Genomic DNA, 18,239 nt, shown 5'->3' with positions numbered 1-18,239 from the left:
CAGTGCTCTTATGTATATACGACTGCATATAGTATCCGTTGATATAAATCCATCAAAAACAGCAATGGGAAAACCTAGATTAGACGAAAATTAAAATTTAGACCATTTTCATAAAAAAGCTTGACAAACGAAGAAAAAGAACTCGATACATGCGTCAGTAAAATCTGTGATTACTGTGAAAAATAAGGCAGAATGAAAGTTGTCGCATCCTTGCAGGTACATTGATTGGAATGCGTATTATGATAAAATGTTAGTTTTAGACATAAACCTCTACCGTATATGAAAACGGAAGAGGTTTGATTCTCAAAAACTATATCAACTTATTTTCCCTGGCAATATCAGCAACGGCCTCGACGGAAAGTTTCATATACCGGGAAATCTGTTCAAAGGATAATCCGTCTTTGAGCATTTCGAGTGCGGCTTCCCGTTCTTTTCTTTCAGAATTCCGCTTTTCTTGTTCAACACCTTTTTCTATGCCCTTTTCTATGCCCTTTTCCATGGCTCTTTCATAGATTCCTTCGCCTAAGTTGAACATCGTGGTTAAATCCTCCTTCCCCCTGGCAGTAAGATTAATATCGTATTCGTCATTGTTTTAAAAGTATTGTAGCAAATATGCCCGGTTTGTACAATGTATGTTCTTTTTGTCCTTTCTCCTGATGAAATGCGAGTATGTGGAAAAAGTGTTTTGATTTGCCTCAGCGTTTGTATTATAATAAAAGGCGGAATAGTGTAAGACCATCTAGTACCTATTTAAGGAGTTGTTACGAATGAGATTTACAGAAGATTTAAAAGCCCGTGTTTCCAAGGCACAGAAGAAAATCGTCCTTCCGGAAACCAATAGCCGTCGTGTACTCAAAGCTGCTGAACGTGTACTGGCTGAAGGCTATGCCCGCATCGTCCTCGTCGGCAATCTGGATCAGATCAAAAAAGATGCTGCTAAATTCCAGATCGACCTCACCGGTGTCGAAGTCATCAACCCGGCTACGTACTACCGCATGGATGAATTGTGCCAGTATTTCGCAAAACGCCGCGAAAAGAAAGGCATGACTGTAGAAAAAGCTCATGAAATCATGATGAACAACAACACTTTCTTCGCTGCCGGCCTCGTTGCTCTTGGTGAAGCTGACGGTGTTGTTTCTGGTGCTGCTACGACGTCGGCTGACGTTATCCGTGCCGGCCTGCAGGTCATCGGACCCCGTAAAGGCAATAAGACTGTATCCAGTGCCTTCATCCTCCTGACCAACACTCCGCAGTATGGTGATAATGGTATCCTCGTACTCGGCGACTGCGGCGTTATTCCGTATCCGACGGCCGAACAGCTCGCTGATATCGCATGCATCTGCGTAGAACGTGCCCGCCGCACGGTACAGATGCTCAACCCGAAAGTGGCTCTCCTGTCCTATTCGACAAAGGGTTCCGGCTCCGGCGAAACGGTTGATACGGTCCGCCAGGCTGTAGAAATCCTGAAAGAACGCAACGTAGATTTCGACTTCGATGGCGAACTCCAGGCCGATGCTGCCCTCGTTCCGGAAGTCGGCGAACACAAAGCTCCTGGTTCCAAAGTTGCAGGCCACGCAAATGTCCTCATTTTCCCGAACCTCGATGCTGCTAACATCGGTTACAAGATGGTACAGCGTTTTGCTAATGCAACGGCTCTTGGACCTTTGGTACAGGGCCTGGCAAAACCGATCCTCGACTTGTCCCGTGGCTGCTCTACCGAAGATATTGCTGACGTCGTAGCTGTATGCTGCTCCGATGCTATTTCGGCAGATATCCTGGCAAAAGAATCGGCTAACGCCTAATCTGTGAAAATATAGTAAAAAAAGAGGTTGTCTTTAAGACAACCTCTTTTTTTGATGCGTCCGGCGTGGACGCGCTGGTTTTCTAACCGCTGTAAACTACAGACTGAAAACTATCCCCTTCCTATCCCTTATCCCAGGGGGGAAGACTGGCCGATGATCGTTTTGCCTTCCAGGAAGAGGACCGTCGGGCTGGGGACTTTCTTTTCGATGAGATCGACGGTCATGCGCAGGCATTCCTGGCCGATTTCGCCCATGGGGATGTCGATGCGCGACAGGGATGGTACGGTGTAGTCGTTGATTTCCGGCATGTTGATGCCGATGGTAAATACTTCTACGTCCTGGGGGATGGCAATCCCCGTTTCATAGCAGGCAAAGAGCATGCCATGGGCCAGTACGTCCGATTCGCAGAACATGGCTTTGGGCATGGTGCCTTCCGCTGCCAGGCGCTTGCAGATTTCAAAGGCGCTGGCCGACGACGTTTCACACAGGTAAATCCGGTCTTCGCCGATGGGGTGTCCTTCTTCTTTGTACGTGTCGAGGAAGCCCTGCATCCACTGGCGCATGATGGGGAACGTCGTGTCATGGGTCAGGACGCCTGCGTCGAACAGACCCTTTGCCAGGAAATGGCGGGCCACGTTCTGGCCGACTTTATAGTTGTCCATAGTGACGCTGCTGAATTTCGGCGATTCCCTGTTGAACAAGACGACCGGACAGGGCGGCACATAGGTCGTATTGAGAAATTCCATATCCGTATTGGACATGTTGGCGATGATGATGCCGTTGAAGAAATCGTTTTGTGTCGATTTCATCTGTTCTTCCAGGTGATCTACTTTATAGGGAATAACGGTCAGGCGGATGTTCTTTTTGAGATTCATGATTTCCTGCTGGATGCCCAGGGTGATGCGGGCCAGGTAGTTGATACGGAAGTCCGTGGCCCAGTAAAAAGCGACGGCGTAGCTGTCTTTCTGGGCGGCCCGTAACTTTTTGGCAGACTGGTTGGGCACGTAATTGAGCTGCTGTGCAATGGTGTAAATGCGGGATTGTGTTTCTTTGGAAATCTTTCGTTCTTTTCCCTTGCCGTTCAGTACGATCGAAACGGTAGCGATAGAAACGCCGGCTTCCTTAGCAATATCTTTGATAGTTGACAATACAAGCCCCTCCCTTTTAATCCACCTTCTATTTTGACATAAAAGAATGGAATTTTCAAGATGTTTTACAGGCCTCGTCTGGGACGGGTGCGTTTTTTATATCGTTCTCCCGTATGGTATAATGAAATGAAAAGAAGGGAGGAATAGTATGACTGGTATTGATGCACATATTTCATCGGCCCACATGGTCCTTTCCCGGGATCTCAATCCCCACGATACGCTCTTCGCCGGGCAGGGCACGTCCTATATGATCGAGTGCGCCTTCCTGGCGGTACAGAGTTTTCTCCGTACGCCCCATATTGTCTGTCTGGGGCTGGACGGCCTGCGCTTCCTTCATCCCGTCCATAAGGGGGATACAATCCGCGTAGATAGTTCCATCGTCCATGCCGGGACGAGCGGCATCGGCGTGTATATTACTCTTTCGCTCCTGCCGGACGGACCGGTGGCGGCGTCGTGTTTCGTGTCGTTCGTCCACATCGACGAAGCGACGGGGCGGGCTGTACCCCACGGTGTGACGCTGGCGGAACTTCCACCGGAGATGGCCCGCCGGCAGAAGCAGTATCTGGCATATAAGGAGATGACGAGACGATGACATTCGGGGATGAAGTAGAGGAACGGCTGCGCAACCTGGCCAAGCCGCCGGGCAGTCTGGGCCTTCTGGAAGAGCAGGCGAAGAAGGCCTTCCTGGCCTGGGGCTGTTTCCCCGGCAGGTTTGCGCCAAAGCATATCGTTTTTGCCGCAGATAACGGCATCTGCCGTTCCGGGGCGGTAGCACAGCTGTCGGAAATCACCTATATGCAGAGCTGCCATATGGTGGAAGGTACGTCGGCCGTCACCTGTTTCTGCCGCTGCAACCAGATTCCCTGGGAAGTCGTCGATGTCGGCATCGACAGTCCCGACGCGGTCGGGCTGGATTATAAGATTGCCCGGGGGACGAAGGATTTTTCCAGGGAACCGGCCATGACGGAAGAAGAGCTGCGACAGGCGTTTGCGGCCGGCCGGGAACGGGTGCTGGCGGCGAAGCGCGACGGGTATAATTTCCTGTCTTTCGGGGAAATGGGCATCGGCAATACGACGACATCGGCAGCCGTCCTCATGGCCATCGCGCCCCGCGACGCGGCCAGTCTGGTCGGCTACGGGTCATCCCGGGGCAATTTCCGCCTTCTCCTGCACAAGCGGGACCTGATCCGCGATGCCCTCGCCCGCTACGGACCGCACATTTCCGGTGCCGCCGATGCCCTGCGCTATGTGGGGGGATTTGATCTGGCCGCTCTGGCGTCGGCCATGTGTACCTGCGCCCGGGAGCGGATCCCCTTTTATATCGACGGGTTCATCACGGCGGCGGCTCTGGCAGCGGCGGTGCAGCTCATGCCCCAGGTCTCCCGGTTTGCCCTGCCGTCGCACATGAGCCGGGAAGCAGGTATGTCCGTAGCCCTGCACGCCGCCGGCATCGATGATTACGATGTGCCGTTGTGGGCCAATCTCTCCCTGGGGGAAGGAACGGGGGCCGTCCTGGCCGTGACCCTCCTGCGGTCTATGCTCTATGCGGTGGACCACATGGCGACCCTCGACGGCATCAATGCCGATGCCGAAGAACGCCATGCCGAAAGGGCAGGGAAAGGAGAATCATATCATGGAACTTCACATTGACGAAGAGGTGCGGCAGGACGCCCGGGCCGTTTTTTCCCGGCTGGGGCTTTCCGAAGAAGAGGCCGTTACCTTGTTTTATAAACGGACCATCGCCGAAGGGCGCCTGCCCTTTGGACGGGCGCAGAATGGAGCGGCCCGGGTAAAGAAGAAGCGCATGAACGAACGCTTTGCCGAGTGGGATGCCCGCTGAGACGTTGCAGGGTCCCCGTCTCTGTGCTACAATATTTTGTGCTGCCGGAAGAGACGACCGGCCTCTTCTGGGAGTGTTTTGTGCAGAAAAATGCAGTGCAAACAAAGGAAGTAGATAGTGTGTTCAATCGTGTAAAGCTTGGGGCCTTTGCTCTCGTCCTGGGAGCGGCCTGTATGATATCTTCTGTCGCGTCGGCCCAGATTTCCAACGACCGCATCGCCATCGGCGGTGTCGGCCCGGGGTGTACACCGGACTATGTCGAAAGCGTATATGGCGCGCCGACGAGCCAGGAATCGGGCAGTAACGGCGATCAGACGTATCTGGAGTACAATTACAATAACGGCTATATCATCGGCTTTGATGGCGCTGGCAGCCAGGCCGTGGCCGTCACCTGCACGACGGATAATCTGGCGACGCCTGATGGGGTCACGGTCGGGATGGAAGCCAGTGTCCTTTCCGACAAGTATGGGACAGCTGACCATATTTACAATTTCAATGATAAATCCCTCTACGTGTATGACGGCACCGATGGAGAACAGCTGGCCTTTGACGTGCAGAATTTCTTCATCGTCAGCATCAGCGCCCGGGTTAATTAAAAAGATGAAATTGCGCGTATACGGCTACCGGGCAAGGCTTTGCGTATGGTATAATAAAACAAAAGACTAATATGGGCAGGGGCAGCCCGTCAGGCTGTCCGGGCTGCCAGGAAAAGAGGAATGGAGATTGCGTAAGACCATAATGACAGCACTTTGTGCGCTGGCCCTGTCGGCAGGGAGCGCATGGGCGGCCGGCACAGACACGGCCCCGGCAGGAGAAACGGCATTGCGGACCGTCCCGACTCATTTTTCGCAGCGTACCGAAGAGAGCCTGAACGAACAGGCGCCATCCGGCGGGCGCGCTGACGGCAAGGCCGCTCCGGCGGCAGTGGTGACCGTGACACCTACGACGGGTGCAGCAGCGTCTCCGGCTTCGCCATCCCCCACGACGGCCGTATCGGTTACATCGACGGTGCCGGCAGAGGGACCGCAGGTGTCCCGGGAAAAGAAGATCATGCTCAATCTGGCCAGCCGTATCCTGACGCTCTATGAAGGGAAGACGCCTATCTGTATGTATCCCGTAGGGGTAGGCAAAGTCAGTACGCCGACGCCGACGGGGTATTATTCGGTCAGTGAAAAAATCCTGAATCCGACCTGGACCGACCCCGACTCGGGCGTGAGCATCGGCTCCGGCCCGGACTGCCCCCTGGGCTACCGCTGGCTCGGGCTTTTTGGCAATTATGGCATTCATGGGACGAACCGGCCCGATTCCATCGGCGGCTATGTCTCCAACGGCTGTGTGCGCATGCATGAAGAAGATGTAGAAGATCTCTATGACCGGGTCAGTGTCGGCACGGCTGTCGATATATATTACGACCGCATCGTCATCGACCGCGACGCCGACCATACGATTTCCTATTATATTTATCCTGACGGATACGGCTGGCAGACTGTGTCTGTACAGGATGTCAAGAAGGCCCTGGCCGGCTATGGCGTCCAGGATTTTGCCGAACCGGCGGCTATTGCCAGCAAGATCGCCGCTTCCGACGGCAATCCGACCTACGTGGCCAAGGCCTATGATTTGTACGTCAATGGGAAGAAACAGCCCAAACGGGCCCTGGGAAAAGACGGAGTCATCTGGCTGCCGGCCTTCGCCCTCTCGACGGCGACCCATACGGAAGCCGAATGGAGCGGCGCGTCCCAGTCGCTGCGGACGAACCACGGCACGGGTACGGGTATTGTCCGCAGCGACGTGGTCTATCTCGATGCCGCGACGGCCCAGAACCTCTACGGCCTTACGGGCGGACTGGGAGCCGACCTCGTATACCGGATGCAGTCCCGGCCGGCGGTGACACTCTACGGCGATAGCAGCCAGAAGGGTGCGGCAAAAGTGAAATAGGCCGCTTCCGGGCGGTTCTGGCGGCCTGTCATGAATGGTGACGCCGAATATTGACAACGAATCTATATCTGTGATATACTTTGAAAAGTTAGGTGTGCAGTTTCACCTAGCTTTTTTAAGTTACCACATTTTTTCTTGACTTAGCCTGCCGGGTATGGTACATTATATAAGCGGTCCTGCGCACGATGCAGGCTTTTACTATGATTTAAGAGAGGTGTAAGGAATGCGTACAGCTATCACATTGGCATGCACAGAATGCAAACAGCGTAACTATCGGACAAACAAAAATAAGAAGAACAATCCGGATCGTCTGGAACTCAAAAAATATTGCCCGTTCTGCAAAAAAGAAACATTACACAAAGAAACGAAATAAGTTTGAAATAAGATGTGCTTAGTCTTATTTGAATGTGAGAGGTTATATGGCAGCTACAGCATCAAAGAAAGCACAAAAGAATAAGAAAAAGGATGCGAACGGCAAATTCCTCCACGGCGTCAAAGTGGAGTTAAAGAAGGTCATCTGGCCGACGAAAAAAGAATTGATCAATTATACCGTCATGGTCATCGTAGCAACCATTGTCGTCATGGCTATCATCGCTGTTTCGGACGGTGTATTTGCCCAATTGTTCCGGTTACTCCGAATCGTTGTCGGATAGGAGGCCCGTGCATAGATGGAAACTGATAAGAAATGGTATGTCATCCATACGTATTCCGGTTATGAAAATAAAGTAATGCAGACGCTGGAACGGAAGGTCAAATCCATGGGACTGGAAAATGTGATTAACCGCATTCTCGTGCCGATGGAAGACGAAGTCGATATCAAGGACGGCAAGAAGCACGTGGTGAAACGCAAGATTTTCCCCGGCTATGTCCTGGTTGAAATGGAAGTCAACGACCGTTCCTGGTATGTCGTCCGCAATACACCTGGCGTAACGGGTTTTGTCGGTTCGGCCACCAAGCCGATTCCGCTGAATCCGGAGGAAGTAAAACGCATCCTCAAGTCTCAGGGCATCGACGAAAGCGAACCGAAGGTCCATATTTCTGTAGAAGTAGGGGAACAGGTCCGCATTACATCCGGTCCTTTTGAAAACTTCATTGCTACCATTACGGAAATCAATGATGAAAAAGGCACCCTCAAAGGCCTCATTGATATGTTTGGCCGTGAAACTTCAGTAGAAGTTGACTATTCTCAAATCGAGAAAAGTCTGGAATAAATACTTCTAATGCGGCATCTGCCGCGAGTGGGAGATTCTCATGAATCGTCTGACCACATCTTGTAACGTAAGGAGGTGTAACTCACCATGGCAAAAAAAGTAGCAAGAATGGTAAAACTCCAGTGTGAAGCTGGTAAAGCAACTCCGGCGCCTCCGATTGGCCCTGCATTAGGCCAGGCTGGTGTCAACATTATGGCATTCGTCAAGGAATTCAACGAACGTACAGCTAAACAGGCTGGCTTCATTATCCCTGTCGAAATCACTGTATATGAAGACCGTTCCTTCACGTTCATTACGAAAACTCCGCCGGCAGCTGTTCTCCTGAAGAAAGCCGCAGGTCTGGAAAAAGCTTCGGGCGAACCGAACAAGAAAAAAGTAGCTAAACTGGGCCGCGACAAAGTCCGCGAAATTGCAACGACTAAGATGCCGGACCTCAACGCCAACGACGTTGAAGCTGCTATGAAAATGATTGAAGGCACTGCCCGCAGCATGGGTATTGAAATCGTCGATTAATCGCCGGTTCAGTCCCGTGGAAGGGGTCAATCCCCGCTAAACCACAAAGGAGGAAAAAGTTAGATGGCAAAAGTAGGCAAGAAATATGCAGAAGCCGCCAAACTGTTTGATAAATACAAACAGTATGACGTGACGGAAGCAATCGACATCTTGAAAAAGATGGATACAGCCAAATTTGACGAAACGGTCGAACTGGCTGTCAACCTCAACGTAGATCCGAAATATGCCGATCAGCAGGTTCGTGGCGCTCTGGTTCTGCCCCATGGTATTGGCAAATCCAAGACTGTCCTCGTATTTGCTCAGGGCGACAAAGAAAAAGAAGCTCAGGCTGCCGGCGCTGACTATGTCGGTGCTGATGATCTCATCGAAAAGATCAAAGGTGGCTGGCTTGATTTTGACGTAGCTATCGCAACACCGAACATGATGGGTAAAGTCGGCCGTCTTGGTAAAATCCTCGGCCCGAAAGGCCTCATGCCTAACCCGAAAGTCGGCACGGTTACGATGGACGTAACAAAAGCTGTTAGCGAAAGTAAAGCAGGTAAGGTCGAATACCGCACGGATAAAGCCGGCAATATTCATTCCCCTATCGGCAAGAAATCTTTCGATGCAGATAAATTAGTGGAAAACCTGACAACTCTCGTTGATACTCTCATCAAAGTAAAACCGTCGGGTGCAAAAGGCCAGTATATCAAATCCATCACCGTAAGCTCCACGATGGGCCCTGGCATCCACATCAACCAGTACAGCATCAAAGGTGCTGTCAAAGAAGAAAAATAATATCTCTCTTAGCTGTAGACTGAAGGTATGTATAATGGACTAAGGTCCGCCATCTGAGGCTATGAAACTAGCAGGTATTTCAATTTGACTAGTTCGGTCTCATGTCAGTCGTACATGGGACCGTTTTTATTGCTAAGACGATATAAATCCCAGTTCAAGGAGGTGTATCGAACTCATGTCTATGTATGCAAAACATCAGGTTTCTCCGGCAAAAGCCGCTGTTGTAGAAGAAATGAAAGAAAAACTGCAGTCCTCCCAGGGTGCTGTTTTCGTTGGTTTCTCCGGCCTCAGCGTAGCTGATGTCACGAAACTCCGCCGTAAGTTCCGTGAAGGTGGCGTCGAATACAAAGTTGTCAAAAACACACTGACCCGTATCGCTGCCGATGAACTCGGTTTCAACGATCTGGATGCCGTTCTCGAAGGTCCGACTGCTATTGCTTATTCTTCTGAAGATACAGTAGCACCGGCTAAAATCCTGAAAGACTTCATCAAAGAAACAAAGACAGAAGCGCTGACGGTCAAAGCCGGCATCGCCGATGGTCAGGTTATTGATGCAGCTGCTGTCGAAGCTCTGGCAAGCCTGCCGAGCCGCGAAGAACTCCTCGCCAAATTGGTTGGCAGCATGCAGGCCCCTATCTCTGGCCTGGTCAACGTACTCCAGGGCAACATCCGCAATATGGTTTATGTGCTTGATGCTGTACGTGCTAAAAAAGCAGAACAGGAATCTGCTTAATTAGCTTACATATTACAAACGAATCTAAAAACTGATACTATGGAGGTATTTTAAAATGACTAAAGAAGAAATCATGGAAGCCATTGAAGGCATGACCGTTCTCGAACTTTCCGAACTCGTAAAAGCTATGGAAGATAAATTCGGCGTATCCGCTGCTGCTCCGGTTGCTGTTGCTGCTGCTCCTGCTGCTGGCGCTGCTCCTGCTGAAGAAAAATCCGAATTCGACGTAATCCTCACCTCTGCTGGTGAAAAGAAAATCGGCGTAATCAAAGTTGTCCGCGAAGTAACCGGCCTCGGCCTGAAAGACGCTAAAGCTCTCGTTGACGGCGCTCCGAAAGCTGTTAAAGAAGGCGTTGCCAAAGCTGACGCTGAAGCTCTCAAAGCTAAACTCGAAGAAGCTGGCGCTTCCGTCGAACTCAAATAATTTCCTCTGTGAAATTACAAGCTCTGCAAATCGCATGAACATGCGGTTTGCAGAGCTTTTTTCATGGGGAGCAGCAAAGACAGGAATCCAACGCCACCAGCTGCTGACTGCTATCCCTTCATCAAACTTCAAACATCAAACTATCTTTCCCTTCCTGCAACCTGTTTCATGAATCTCCGTTTTGTAGTATAATTTAGAGATTATTCCTGTGTATATGGATAGGAAAACGGGACAGAGGAGAAGTGGAAAATGAGGTCTATCGGACAGATGATACGAGAGAATATGGTTCTGTTTCTGGCATGGACAGCGGCGCTGGTATCGATGATTGCCGTGCCGCCGACGGCAGCCTATGCCGGGTATATCAATATGCCCGTACTTGCTGTTTTGTTCTGTCTCATGATCGTCATCGGCGGCCTGCGGGAGAGCGGCGTCTTTGCAGCGGTACTGGCGCGCCTTCTCCTCCGGCTGGACACGATGCGCCAGCTGGCTGCCGTCCTCATTTTTGCCTGTTTCTTTGTCAGCATGTGGGTGACCAATGACGTGTCCCTCCTGACCTTTGTGCCGTTTTCCCTGATGGCCCTGCCCCGGATTTCCAGAGAGAAGCAGATGGCCCTGGTCATCGTCCTGCAGACGCTGGCGGCCAATCTGGGCAGTATGTGTACGCCTGTGGGAAATCCGCAGAATCTCTATCTCTATTTCTATTACGGCATGGATCTGGTAACCTTTCTGGAGCTTCTCCTGCCGTATACACTCGTATCTTTCGTGCTGCTGGCCCTGTCGGTCTTTCTGCTGCCGGGAACGCCCATTCCCGTGTCGGTGCGGCTGGCTGCCCGGCGCACCCGGAATATGCCTGTACTGGCGCCGCCACGGCAGCTCTGGCTTCTGGGAGGGATGTTCTTCCTTTCCCTGCTCACGGTGGCCCACGTCCTTGATTACCGCCTTACCCTGGTCATGGTCGCCGTTGTCACCTTCCTGACCCGGCCGCAGTATTTCCGCTACGTTGATTACCGGCTTTTGGGCACCTTTGTGGCTTTTTTCGTCCTCATCGGCAACATGAGCCAGCTGACGGCTTTCCGGGAGATATTGACGGGATATCTGGCCGGTCACGAGTTTCTCATCGCTCTTACCGCCAGTCAGATCATCAGCAATGTACCGGCTGCCGTCCTTCTGTCGGGCTTTACCGGCAATGCAGGGGCACTCCTGCTGGGGACCGATATAGGCGGTCTGGGAACGCTGGTGGCATCCATGGCCAGCCTCATTTCCTATGGCATGTTCGTCCGGGCCTGTCCCCGGTGGCAGGGATGGTATCTGAAATTGTTTACCCTGCTCAACCTGGCCTATCTGCTGGTACTGGTCCTGTTTGTCTGGTTCTGTCATCAGATGGGGCTATAACCAGGACGGCGTCAATAGGCGACAACGCTTATTACAGGGACGGAAATCCCCATTGTCCAGCGAACCGGTTTGTTTTACGGCCTGTGCCCCCTTCCCTGCAATACTGGGGGACCGCTTTGTTGTCGAAAAAATCATAATCTGATACAATGAGCGTAAAGGGAGGCGGCAGTAGGAATGGAAAAAGATTTATCACTTCATGGAGAATCTAAGAATGTAGAATATAAGGAAAGGGTTCCTGAAGACAGTCAGAAATATATGAAGTCTGTTGTTGCCTTTGCCAATGGTGATGGTGGACGGATCGTATTTGGGGTTGAAGATGGAACGATGCGGGTTGTTGGGATTCCTCAGGCTGATCTCTTTCAAATGATGGATGCCATTACCAATGCCGTTACGGACAGCTGCGAACCGATGATTATTCCAGATCTTTTTGTTCGGGAAATAGAAGGAAAATCGCTTATCATTTTAGAAATTGCTCCTGGAATGCAGAGGCCGTATTATCTTAAAAAGAAAGGACCGGTAAAGGGAACTTATATCCGGACGGCTGGAACAACGCGTCTGGCGGACCGGGCGATTCTACAGGAGTTACTTTTGGAAGGAGAAAATAAGTTTTTTGATCAACAGCCTATTCCTAATCTCAAAGTCACGAAATATGATGTAACGGCATTATGCCATTCTATGAGTGAAACGGCTAAAAAAAACGCATTATCCGATATCCAGCGTCAAGGAATCAAGGAGTTAACGATTAATCAACTCATTTCGTGGGGCATTTTGATTGAAAACAAAGACCAGCTTATACCGACCTATGCCTATGCGATGTTGACACATCAGGCCGGATATCCTCCGGTGGTTCAATGTGCCGTGTTTAAGACAGACGATAGAGCTGTTTTTGTCGATAAGCGGGAAATTGATGCACCGATTCAGGAACAAGTGGAAAAAGCATATCAGTATGTACTTGAAAAGATTAATATGGGAGCCAGATTTCAGGGGGTCTATCGTCAGGATATTTATGAATTACCTCCGGACAGCATCCGGGAATTGATTGCCAATGCACTTGTTCATCGTAATTATTTGGAGCCGGAATCCGTTCAGATAGCCCTTTTTTCAGATCGATTAGAAGTTACTTCTCCAGGTAGTCTGATGCGCGGCGTAACACATGAAAAAATGAAAGAAGGGTTTTCAAAGATTCGCAACCGGGCTTTAGCAAATGCGTTTGCTTATATGAATTTAATTGAAAAATGGGGTAGTGGTTTTCCCCGTATTTTCCGGGATTGCCGGAATTATGGTTTGCAGGAACCGGAAATCATTGATTTTGATGGCGATTTGCGCGTTAACTTGTACCGGATAACTGACCAAACAAGTGACCAAACTAAAAAAACTGACCAAACCCCGAAAACTGACCAAACGGGAACGAATATGCCTGTAAAACTAAATGAAAAGGAAAGAGTTATTTTGTCATATCTTCAAAAGAAACCGGATGGCACGCAACATGAAATTGCTGAAGCGACATCACTGTCTCTTAGTACGATAAAGTATTATATGAAAAAGCTCCAGGAAAAAGGCTGTCTTCAACGTATGGGGACGCACCGGAAAGGATACTGGGTCGTGAGATTCAACTGATACTATTCCGTCATGTCACCAGTCAGGGGACATGCATCCGCTTTTATCCATTCTGCTGACTAAACTAAAACAACTAACCAAATGACTGACCAAACTAAAACAACTAACTAAACTCAAAAAGAGAGAATCATATAGCGTTACAAGAAGTATCGGAACGGTCTGCGTCCATCAGAAAGGCCTATCTGCTGGTACTGGTCCTGTTTGTCTGGTTATACGATTCGTATTTGTATTGACGAAGATGACAGGATATGTTAGAATAAAGCGAATTTCATATGAACACCGCTTCTGTCACCGGACAGAAGAAATGAGGTGTCTGGGAGTTGTCGTAGGTACGGCATGGGTTGCATGCTATAAGACAATTCCTGGACACCTCTGTTTTTTTAGGAGGGAGTATCATGATTTACATACGTATGCAGCAGGGACTTTCACAGGACGCCCGGGTCATCCGGCAGGAGGTATTTGTAGAAGAACAGGGATTTTGTCATGAATTTGATGATACCGATTCCATAGCCTGGCATCTGGTATTATATGAAAATGAGCAGGCCGCTGGCTGCTGCCGCCTCTTTTCATCCGATGATCCCGATGTGTATATACTGGGCCGGCTGGCCGTGCGGAAGTCCTGCCGGGGCAGGCAGTACGGGGAGCGGCTCGTACGGGAAGCGGAAGCATGGCTGCGCGGCCGCCAGGTGAAACGGCTGGCCCTGTCGGCACAGGTACGGGTACGTCCGTTTTATGAAAAATTGGGATTTACCGCATCGGGTGACGAATATCTGGATGAATATTGTCCTCACATCCATATGGAAAAGGAGCTGATAGAATGAGTCTGATGTACTGGATTCCCCTTCTTATTGTCGTCGTGGGCAATATAGGCTATCACATGATAGCCAAGGCAACGCCGGTGACGGCTCCGCCTTTTCTGGCCCTCAGTATGACCTACCTGGTCAGTTTTCTCCTGTGTGCCGCTGCGTACGTGGTGACAGGACCTTCGCTGCGGCAGGATCTGCAGACTATAAACTGGGCGAGTGCTGCCTGGGGACTGACGCTGGTAGCCGTCGAATTTGGCTATATCCTGCTATACCGGGCTGGCTGGAAAATCAGTATAGCTTCTCTCCTGGCTAATGTCAGCGTGGCGCTCCTCTTGGCAGGCATAGGTGTCCTGCTGTATAAAGACATCCTGCTGCCCCGGCAGATCATCGGCATCATCCTGTGCCTGGCGGGCATCTTTTTCCTGCGTCCATGAAGCACGACGAACCGGCTATAACCTTGAACGGCTCTTCTCTGATAATGTCAAGATACACGTTTCAGGGGCGAAGATTGCTTTTATCTGGTATAATGGATGGGAAAGGTGGCATCATAGTGAAAGACACAAAGTATTCTTTATTCCGCAGCCATGCATGGTGTCCCTGGCTGGCATTGCTGTGTGCTATCGGCTGGCCCCTGGCTTATCCCCTGATTAAGGCTGGGTACGGCTATATCGGAATCGGGAATGACCTGGGCAGTAAAGTAGTCTTTGCAGGAATCCGCTTCTTTTTTGCCGGATTGATTCTGCTGATTGCTGGTAATGGCCAGTGTTTTCCAGGTCAACCGGCCGGAGCCGCTGCAGGTCGTATATCATAAAAAAGAAATGAGAAGATAGCATGAACCAGGTACAGGCAGAAAAAGTAATCAAGCCGCTCATGGCGGTCGTCATCGCCGGGATTTTTCTCGGGATTTATGTGATGATCCCGGCATTTTACAGCACGCTGTGGCAGCTTACGGTCAGTCGGGATATACAGGGCTTGTCGGCCTATATTGCCTCCTTTGGCAGTGCCGCCGTCCTGCTCATGATCCTGCTCATCATCCTGACCAATATGACCGGCCTGCCGTCTGTGCAGTTTGTGACCGTCAATGGCATCCTCTTCGGCATACTGCCGGGAATTGTCATTTCCTGGATTGGACAGGTGGCAGGCAATGTGCTGGCTTTTGTCATCATGCGCTACGTCTTCCGCCGCACGGCCCGCCGCCTCGTGGCGCGCAGCCGCTTCGTCGCCCGCCTCAACCGGCACATTACCGCCCGGACGGCCTTCTTCCTGCGGGCCATTCCCTATTCGCCCAATTTTGCCATTACGGCCCTGTGTGCCCTGAGCCGCATCGGCTTTACGGAGCACGGTATAGCGACCATAGCCGGAAAATTCCTGGCCATCTGCATCGAGGTCTGGATGGGATATGGCCTCATCCGCTTTGACTGGCATGACCTGCGGCTGGCCGCTGGAGGCGTACTAATCATGGCACTCTTGGCAGGTTATACGTGGCATACATGGAAACATAAAAACTAAATATTTAAACTATATCAGGAAATAAGTCAATGTGATTTAAAAACGTGAATCCATTGACTTATTTCTATATGTGTGATATTCTTTATGTGTAATAAATAATAATTTTCTAATTAAAATAATTATCACAAACGTTTAACAGGATAAATTCTGTTCAGAAAGGAAGTGTTTTTTATGTATACCGTACCGCACTCCTCTTATGATTTATATATTGATGGCAAATGGGTCCCTGCCAGTGATGGCGCCCGATTTGCAGCGTACAACCCTGCCGACGGGACGAAGCTGGCCGAGTGTGCCGAAGCGACGAAAGACGATGTCAACGCGGCCGTAGCAGCGGCTCATAAAGCATTCCCCGCCTGGAAAACCGTGTCGCCCCAGAAGCGGCAGGACCTGCTCCTTGCCATTGCCGATATCATCGAAAAAAATGCCGATATGCTGGCTATGGTAGAAACGCTGGATAACGGCAAGCCTATCAGGGAAACGAAGAACATCGATATTCCTCTGGCGGTCGATCATTTCCGTTATTTTGCCGGCGTCGTCCGCAGTGAAGACGGCCGGGCAGCGGTCATCGATGACCATACGCTGAGTCTCGTCGTCCATGAACCAATTGGTGTCGTCGGCCAGATCATCCCCTGGAATTTCCCCTTCCTCATGGCGGCGTGGAAACTGGCACCGGCCCTGGCAGCAGGCTGTACCATCGTCCTCAAGCCGTCGAGCTCGACGTCCCTGAGCGTCCTCGAACTGATGCATCTCATTGGCGATGTCCTGCCACCGGGCGTGGTCAACGTCATTACTGGCAAGGGTTCCCGGGCCGGTCAGTACATCCTCGATCATCCCGACATCCAGAAATTGGCCTTTACGGGATCGACGGAAATCGGCCGCGATGTTTATGATGCGGCTATGAAGAAACTGATTCCTGCCACGCTGGAACTGGGCGGCAAATCGGCCAATATTTTCTTTGACGACTGCGACTGGGATATGGCTATGGATGGAGCCCAGCTGGGCATCCTCTTCAATCAGGGACAGGTATGCTGCGCCGGATCGCGTATTTTCGTCCAAAAAGGCATTTACGATAAGTTCGTCTCCGAACTGGCTGACCGCTTCCGCCGCATCCGCGTTGGCCTGCCCTGGGAAGAAACGACCCAGATGGGATCGCAGATCGACGAACGGCAGGTAAAGAAAATCCTCGAATATATTGAAATCGGGAAGCAGGAAGGAGCGCGCCTCGTCTGCGGCGGTAAGAAAGCGTCGGCTCCGGGACTGGAAAAGGGCAGTTTCGTCGAACCGACCATCTTTGCCGATGTCAGAAACGACATGCGCATTGCCCAGGAAGAAATCTTCGGGCCCGTCGTCTGCATCATCCCCTTCACGGATGAAGCGGAAGTCGTCGCTATGGCCAATGACAGCGTATACGGCCTGGGCGGCGCCGTCTGGACCCGCGATATCAACCGGGCCCTGCGGGTTGCCAAAGCCGTAGAAACGGGCCGTATGTGGGTCAATACGTACAATGCACTGCCGGCAGGTACGCCTTTTGGCGGTTACAAGCTTTCCGGCATCGGCCGCGAAACGGACAAGACGACCATGCGGCACTACATGCAGACTAAAAACATCTATATCAACCTTGCGGAAACGCCGTCGGGATTATATGAGTGATAGGAAAGGGGCATTATGGGCATACGCAATACGATTGTAGCAGTGCTGTTCGTCTGCCTGGCCTGTACGGCCGTATACGGTTTCGTGACTGTAGACCGTCCGGGCGTGCAGGCTGCGGCACAGGCCAGCAGCAAACCGGATAAATCGAAATAACGGCACAGCCGGAGAACCGGGGTGGCAGCGGAAGAGATGGGAAAATCCTTCTGCAGCCGCCCCGGTTTTGTCTATGCCGGGAGGCGATATGGTATAATAACTATATATCAGAGAGGAGGCTTACCTGCATGGATTATACGACGCAATACGATTCTCCCCTGGGACCGGTCCTTTTGGCCAGTGACGGGACTCATCTCATCGGACTGTGGATCTGCGGGCAGAAGTATGACAGGGCCACCCTTTCCGGGGAAGCCTGCCGGAACGATGACCTGCCCGTTTTTACTGAGGTCAGAGACTGGCTGGACCGGTACTTTGCCGGAAAACGGCCGGTTCCGTCGGAACTGCCGCTGAAGCCGCGGGGAAGCGTGTTCCGCCAGCGCGTATGGCATCTGTTGTGCCAGGTGCCGTACGGGCAGACGACGACCTATGGGACCCTGGCGGAAAAGCTGGGGCAGCAGACGGGGAAAACAGAAAATCCCCATGCCGTAGGGGGAGCCGTCGGGCATAACCCTATTTCCCTGATCATACCCTGCCACCGTGTCGTCGGAAAGAGCGGCAGCCTGACGGGCTATGCCGGCGGCATCGATAAGAAAATCTGGCTCCTCCGCCACGAGGGAGCCGACCTGGCCCATCTCTTCCGGCCAGGTACAGGGAAGAAAAATCGTCTGGAGAAATAGGGAAATTTTTCACTTTTCCCCTATATTTCTGAAGTGGACTCGTTGTATAATA

The 18,239-nt window shown here is 51.3% G+C and carries 24 protein-coding genes; 22 read left to right on the top strand and 2 right to left on the bottom strand.

Annotated elements, in window-relative coordinates:
* Window positions 1-310 precede the first annotated feature (310 nt).
* Entirely contained in the window at window positions 311-535 is a 225-nt protein-coding gene (locus tag ACGTIC_RS00520) for a hypothetical protein (RefSeq protein WP_257536578.1), read from the bottom strand.
* 232 nt (window positions 536-767) lie between these two features.
* Here ACGTIC_RS00520 and pta point away from each other — a divergent pair, with 232 nt between their 5' ends.
* The gene (gene pta / locus ACGTIC_RS00515) at window positions 768-1,802 is read left to right on the top strand and encodes a phosphate acetyltransferase (RefSeq protein WP_113856423.1); all 1,035 of its coding nucleotides are present in this window, start codon (window positions 768-770) and stop codon (window positions 1,800-1,802) included.
* 128 nt (window positions 1,803-1,930) lie between these two features.
* Here the strand turns inward: pta and ACGTIC_RS00510 are convergent, their stop codons facing one another.
* Window positions 1,931-2,950 carry a LacI family DNA-binding transcriptional regulator gene (locus tag ACGTIC_RS00510; RefSeq protein ID WP_113856422.1) on the bottom strand — a complete coding sequence of 340 codons (1,020 nt, stop codon included), beginning with the start codon at window positions 2,948-2,950 and terminating at the stop codon, window positions 1,931-1,933.
* A gap of 148 nt (window positions 2,951-3,098) precedes the next feature.
* Between ACGTIC_RS00510 and ACGTIC_RS00505 the strand changes: the two genes are divergently transcribed.
* The 21 genes from ACGTIC_RS00505 to ACGTIC_RS00405 all read left to right on the top strand — a co-directional run bounded on the left by ACGTIC_RS00505 (window position 3,099) and on the right by ACGTIC_RS00405 (window position 18,187).
* A complete protein-coding gene (locus tag ACGTIC_RS00505) occupies window positions 3,099-3,542 on the top strand; it encodes an acyl-CoA thioesterase (RefSeq protein WP_113856421.1) in 444 nt (147 codons plus the stop codon).
* Complete coding sequence (locus ACGTIC_RS00500) at window positions 3,539-4,600, top strand: nicotinate-nucleotide--dimethylbenzimidazole phosphoribosyltransferase (RefSeq protein WP_113856420.1); 1,062 nt, start codon at window positions 3,539-3,541, stop codon at window positions 4,598-4,600. Before ACGTIC_RS00505 ends, ACGTIC_RS00500 begins: the two co-directional genes overlap by 4 nt.
* Window positions 4,584-4,790, top strand: a complete 207-nt coding sequence (locus ACGTIC_RS00495) for a type II toxin-antitoxin system RelB/DinJ family antitoxin (RefSeq protein WP_072235727.1) — start codon at window positions 4,584-4,586, stop codon at window positions 4,788-4,790. The genes ACGTIC_RS00500 and ACGTIC_RS00495 overlap by 17 nt, the downstream gene beginning before the upstream one ends.
* Before the next feature lie 119 nt (window positions 4,791-4,909).
* The gene (locus ACGTIC_RS00490; protein ID WP_113856419.1) at window positions 4,910-5,386 is read left to right on the top strand and encodes a hypothetical protein; all 477 of its coding nucleotides are present in this window, start codon (window positions 4,910-4,912) and stop codon (window positions 5,384-5,386) included.
* A 127-nt stretch (window positions 5,387-5,513) separates the two neighbouring features.
* Entirely contained in the window at window positions 5,514-6,725 is a 1,212-nt protein-coding gene (locus ACGTIC_RS00485) for a L,D-transpeptidase (RefSeq protein WP_257536577.1), read from the top strand.
* A gap of 223 nt (window positions 6,726-6,948) precedes the next feature.
* Window positions 6,949-7,098, top strand: coding sequence for a 50S ribosomal protein L33 (rpmG, locus tag ACGTIC_RS00480; protein WP_014015374.1), 150 nt, complete (start codon window positions 6,949-6,951; stop codon window positions 7,096-7,098).
* Between the two features lie 46 nt (window positions 7,099-7,144).
* Window positions 7,145-7,378, top strand: coding sequence for a preprotein translocase subunit SecE (gene secE, locus ACGTIC_RS00475; protein ID WP_059076481.1), 234 nt, complete (start codon window positions 7,145-7,147; stop codon window positions 7,376-7,378).
* 15 nt (window positions 7,379-7,393) lie between these two features.
* Window positions 7,394-7,936, top strand: coding sequence for a transcription termination/antitermination protein NusG (gene nusG, locus ACGTIC_RS00470; protein ID WP_059076482.1), 543 nt, complete (start codon window positions 7,394-7,396; stop codon window positions 7,934-7,936).
* A gap of 87 nt (window positions 7,937-8,023) precedes the next feature.
* Window positions 8,024-8,449 (top strand): 50S ribosomal protein L11, encoded by a 426-nt coding sequence (rplK, locus tag ACGTIC_RS00465; protein ID WP_059076483.1) that lies wholly within the window; start codon window positions 8,024-8,026, stop codon window positions 8,447-8,449.
* A 63-nt stretch (window positions 8,450-8,512) separates the two neighbouring features.
* Window positions 8,513-9,226: a 50S ribosomal protein L1 gene (gene rplA / locus ACGTIC_RS00460; protein ID WP_059076484.1), complete on the top strand. Its 714-nt coding sequence runs from the start codon at window positions 8,513-8,515 to the stop codon at window positions 9,224-9,226.
* A gap of 175 nt (window positions 9,227-9,401) precedes the next feature.
* The gene (gene rplJ, locus ACGTIC_RS00455) at window positions 9,402-9,959 is read left to right on the top strand and encodes a 50S ribosomal protein L10 (RefSeq protein WP_075581635.1); all 558 of its coding nucleotides are present in this window, start codon (window positions 9,402-9,404) and stop codon (window positions 9,957-9,959) included.
* Window positions 9,960-10,014: 55 nt separating this feature from the next.
* Entirely contained in the window at window positions 10,015-10,383 is a 369-nt protein-coding gene (gene rplL, locus ACGTIC_RS00450) for a 50S ribosomal protein L7/L12 (protein WP_059076486.1), read from the top strand.
* Window positions 10,384-10,632: 249 nt separating this feature from the next.
* Entirely contained in the window at window positions 10,633-11,775 is a 1,143-nt protein-coding gene (locus tag ACGTIC_RS00445) for an SLC13 family permease (RefSeq protein ID WP_257536576.1), read from the top strand.
* A 174-nt stretch (window positions 11,776-11,949) separates the two neighbouring features.
* Window positions 11,950-13,392 (top strand): ATP-binding protein, encoded by a 1,443-nt coding sequence (locus ACGTIC_RS00440; RefSeq protein WP_170087095.1) that lies wholly within the window; start codon window positions 11,950-11,952, stop codon window positions 13,390-13,392.
* A gap of 395 nt (window positions 13,393-13,787) precedes the next feature.
* Window positions 13,788-14,213 (top strand): GNAT family N-acetyltransferase, encoded by a 426-nt coding sequence (locus ACGTIC_RS00435; RefSeq protein ID WP_059076487.1) that lies wholly within the window; start codon window positions 13,788-13,790, stop codon window positions 14,211-14,213.
* Window positions 14,210-14,632 (top strand): hypothetical protein, encoded by a 423-nt coding sequence (locus ACGTIC_RS00430; protein WP_059076488.1) that lies wholly within the window; start codon window positions 14,210-14,212, stop codon window positions 14,630-14,632. Before ACGTIC_RS00435 ends, ACGTIC_RS00430 begins: the two co-directional genes overlap by 4 nt.
* A gap of 116 nt (window positions 14,633-14,748) precedes the next feature.
* On the top strand, window positions 14,749-15,009 hold the full coding sequence (locus ACGTIC_RS00425; protein WP_113856418.1) for a hypothetical protein: 261 nt from the start codon (window positions 14,749-14,751) through the stop codon (window positions 15,007-15,009).
* Window positions 15,010-15,029: 20 nt separating this feature from the next.
* Window positions 15,030-15,707, top strand: a complete 678-nt coding sequence (locus ACGTIC_RS00420; protein WP_075581632.1) for a TVP38/TMEM64 family protein — start codon at window positions 15,030-15,032, stop codon at window positions 15,705-15,707.
* 171 nt (window positions 15,708-15,878) lie between these two features.
* Complete coding sequence (locus tag ACGTIC_RS00415; protein ID WP_113856417.1) at window positions 15,879-17,357, top strand: aldehyde dehydrogenase family protein; 1,479 nt, start codon at window positions 15,879-15,881, stop codon at window positions 17,355-17,357.
* Between the two features lie 15 nt (window positions 17,358-17,372).
* Complete coding sequence (locus ACGTIC_RS00410) at window positions 17,373-17,510, top strand: hypothetical protein (RefSeq protein ID WP_162816297.1); 138 nt, start codon at window positions 17,373-17,375, stop codon at window positions 17,508-17,510.
* Window positions 17,511-17,638: 128 nt separating this feature from the next.
* A complete protein-coding gene (locus tag ACGTIC_RS00405) occupies window positions 17,639-18,187 on the top strand; it encodes a methylated-DNA--[protein]-cysteine S-methyltransferase (protein WP_113856416.1) in 549 nt (182 codons plus the stop codon).
* Window positions 18,188-18,239: the final 52 nt, after the last annotated feature.

Origin of the sequence: Megasphaera hexanoica (genome assembly GCF_043520715.1) — a bacterium.
Classification (GTDB): domain Bacteria; phylum Bacillota; class Negativicutes; order Veillonellales; family Megasphaeraceae; genus Megasphaera; species Megasphaera hexanoica.
Note: the sequence above shows the minus strand (reverse complement) of the source record. Positions and strands in the feature narration are given on the sequence as shown.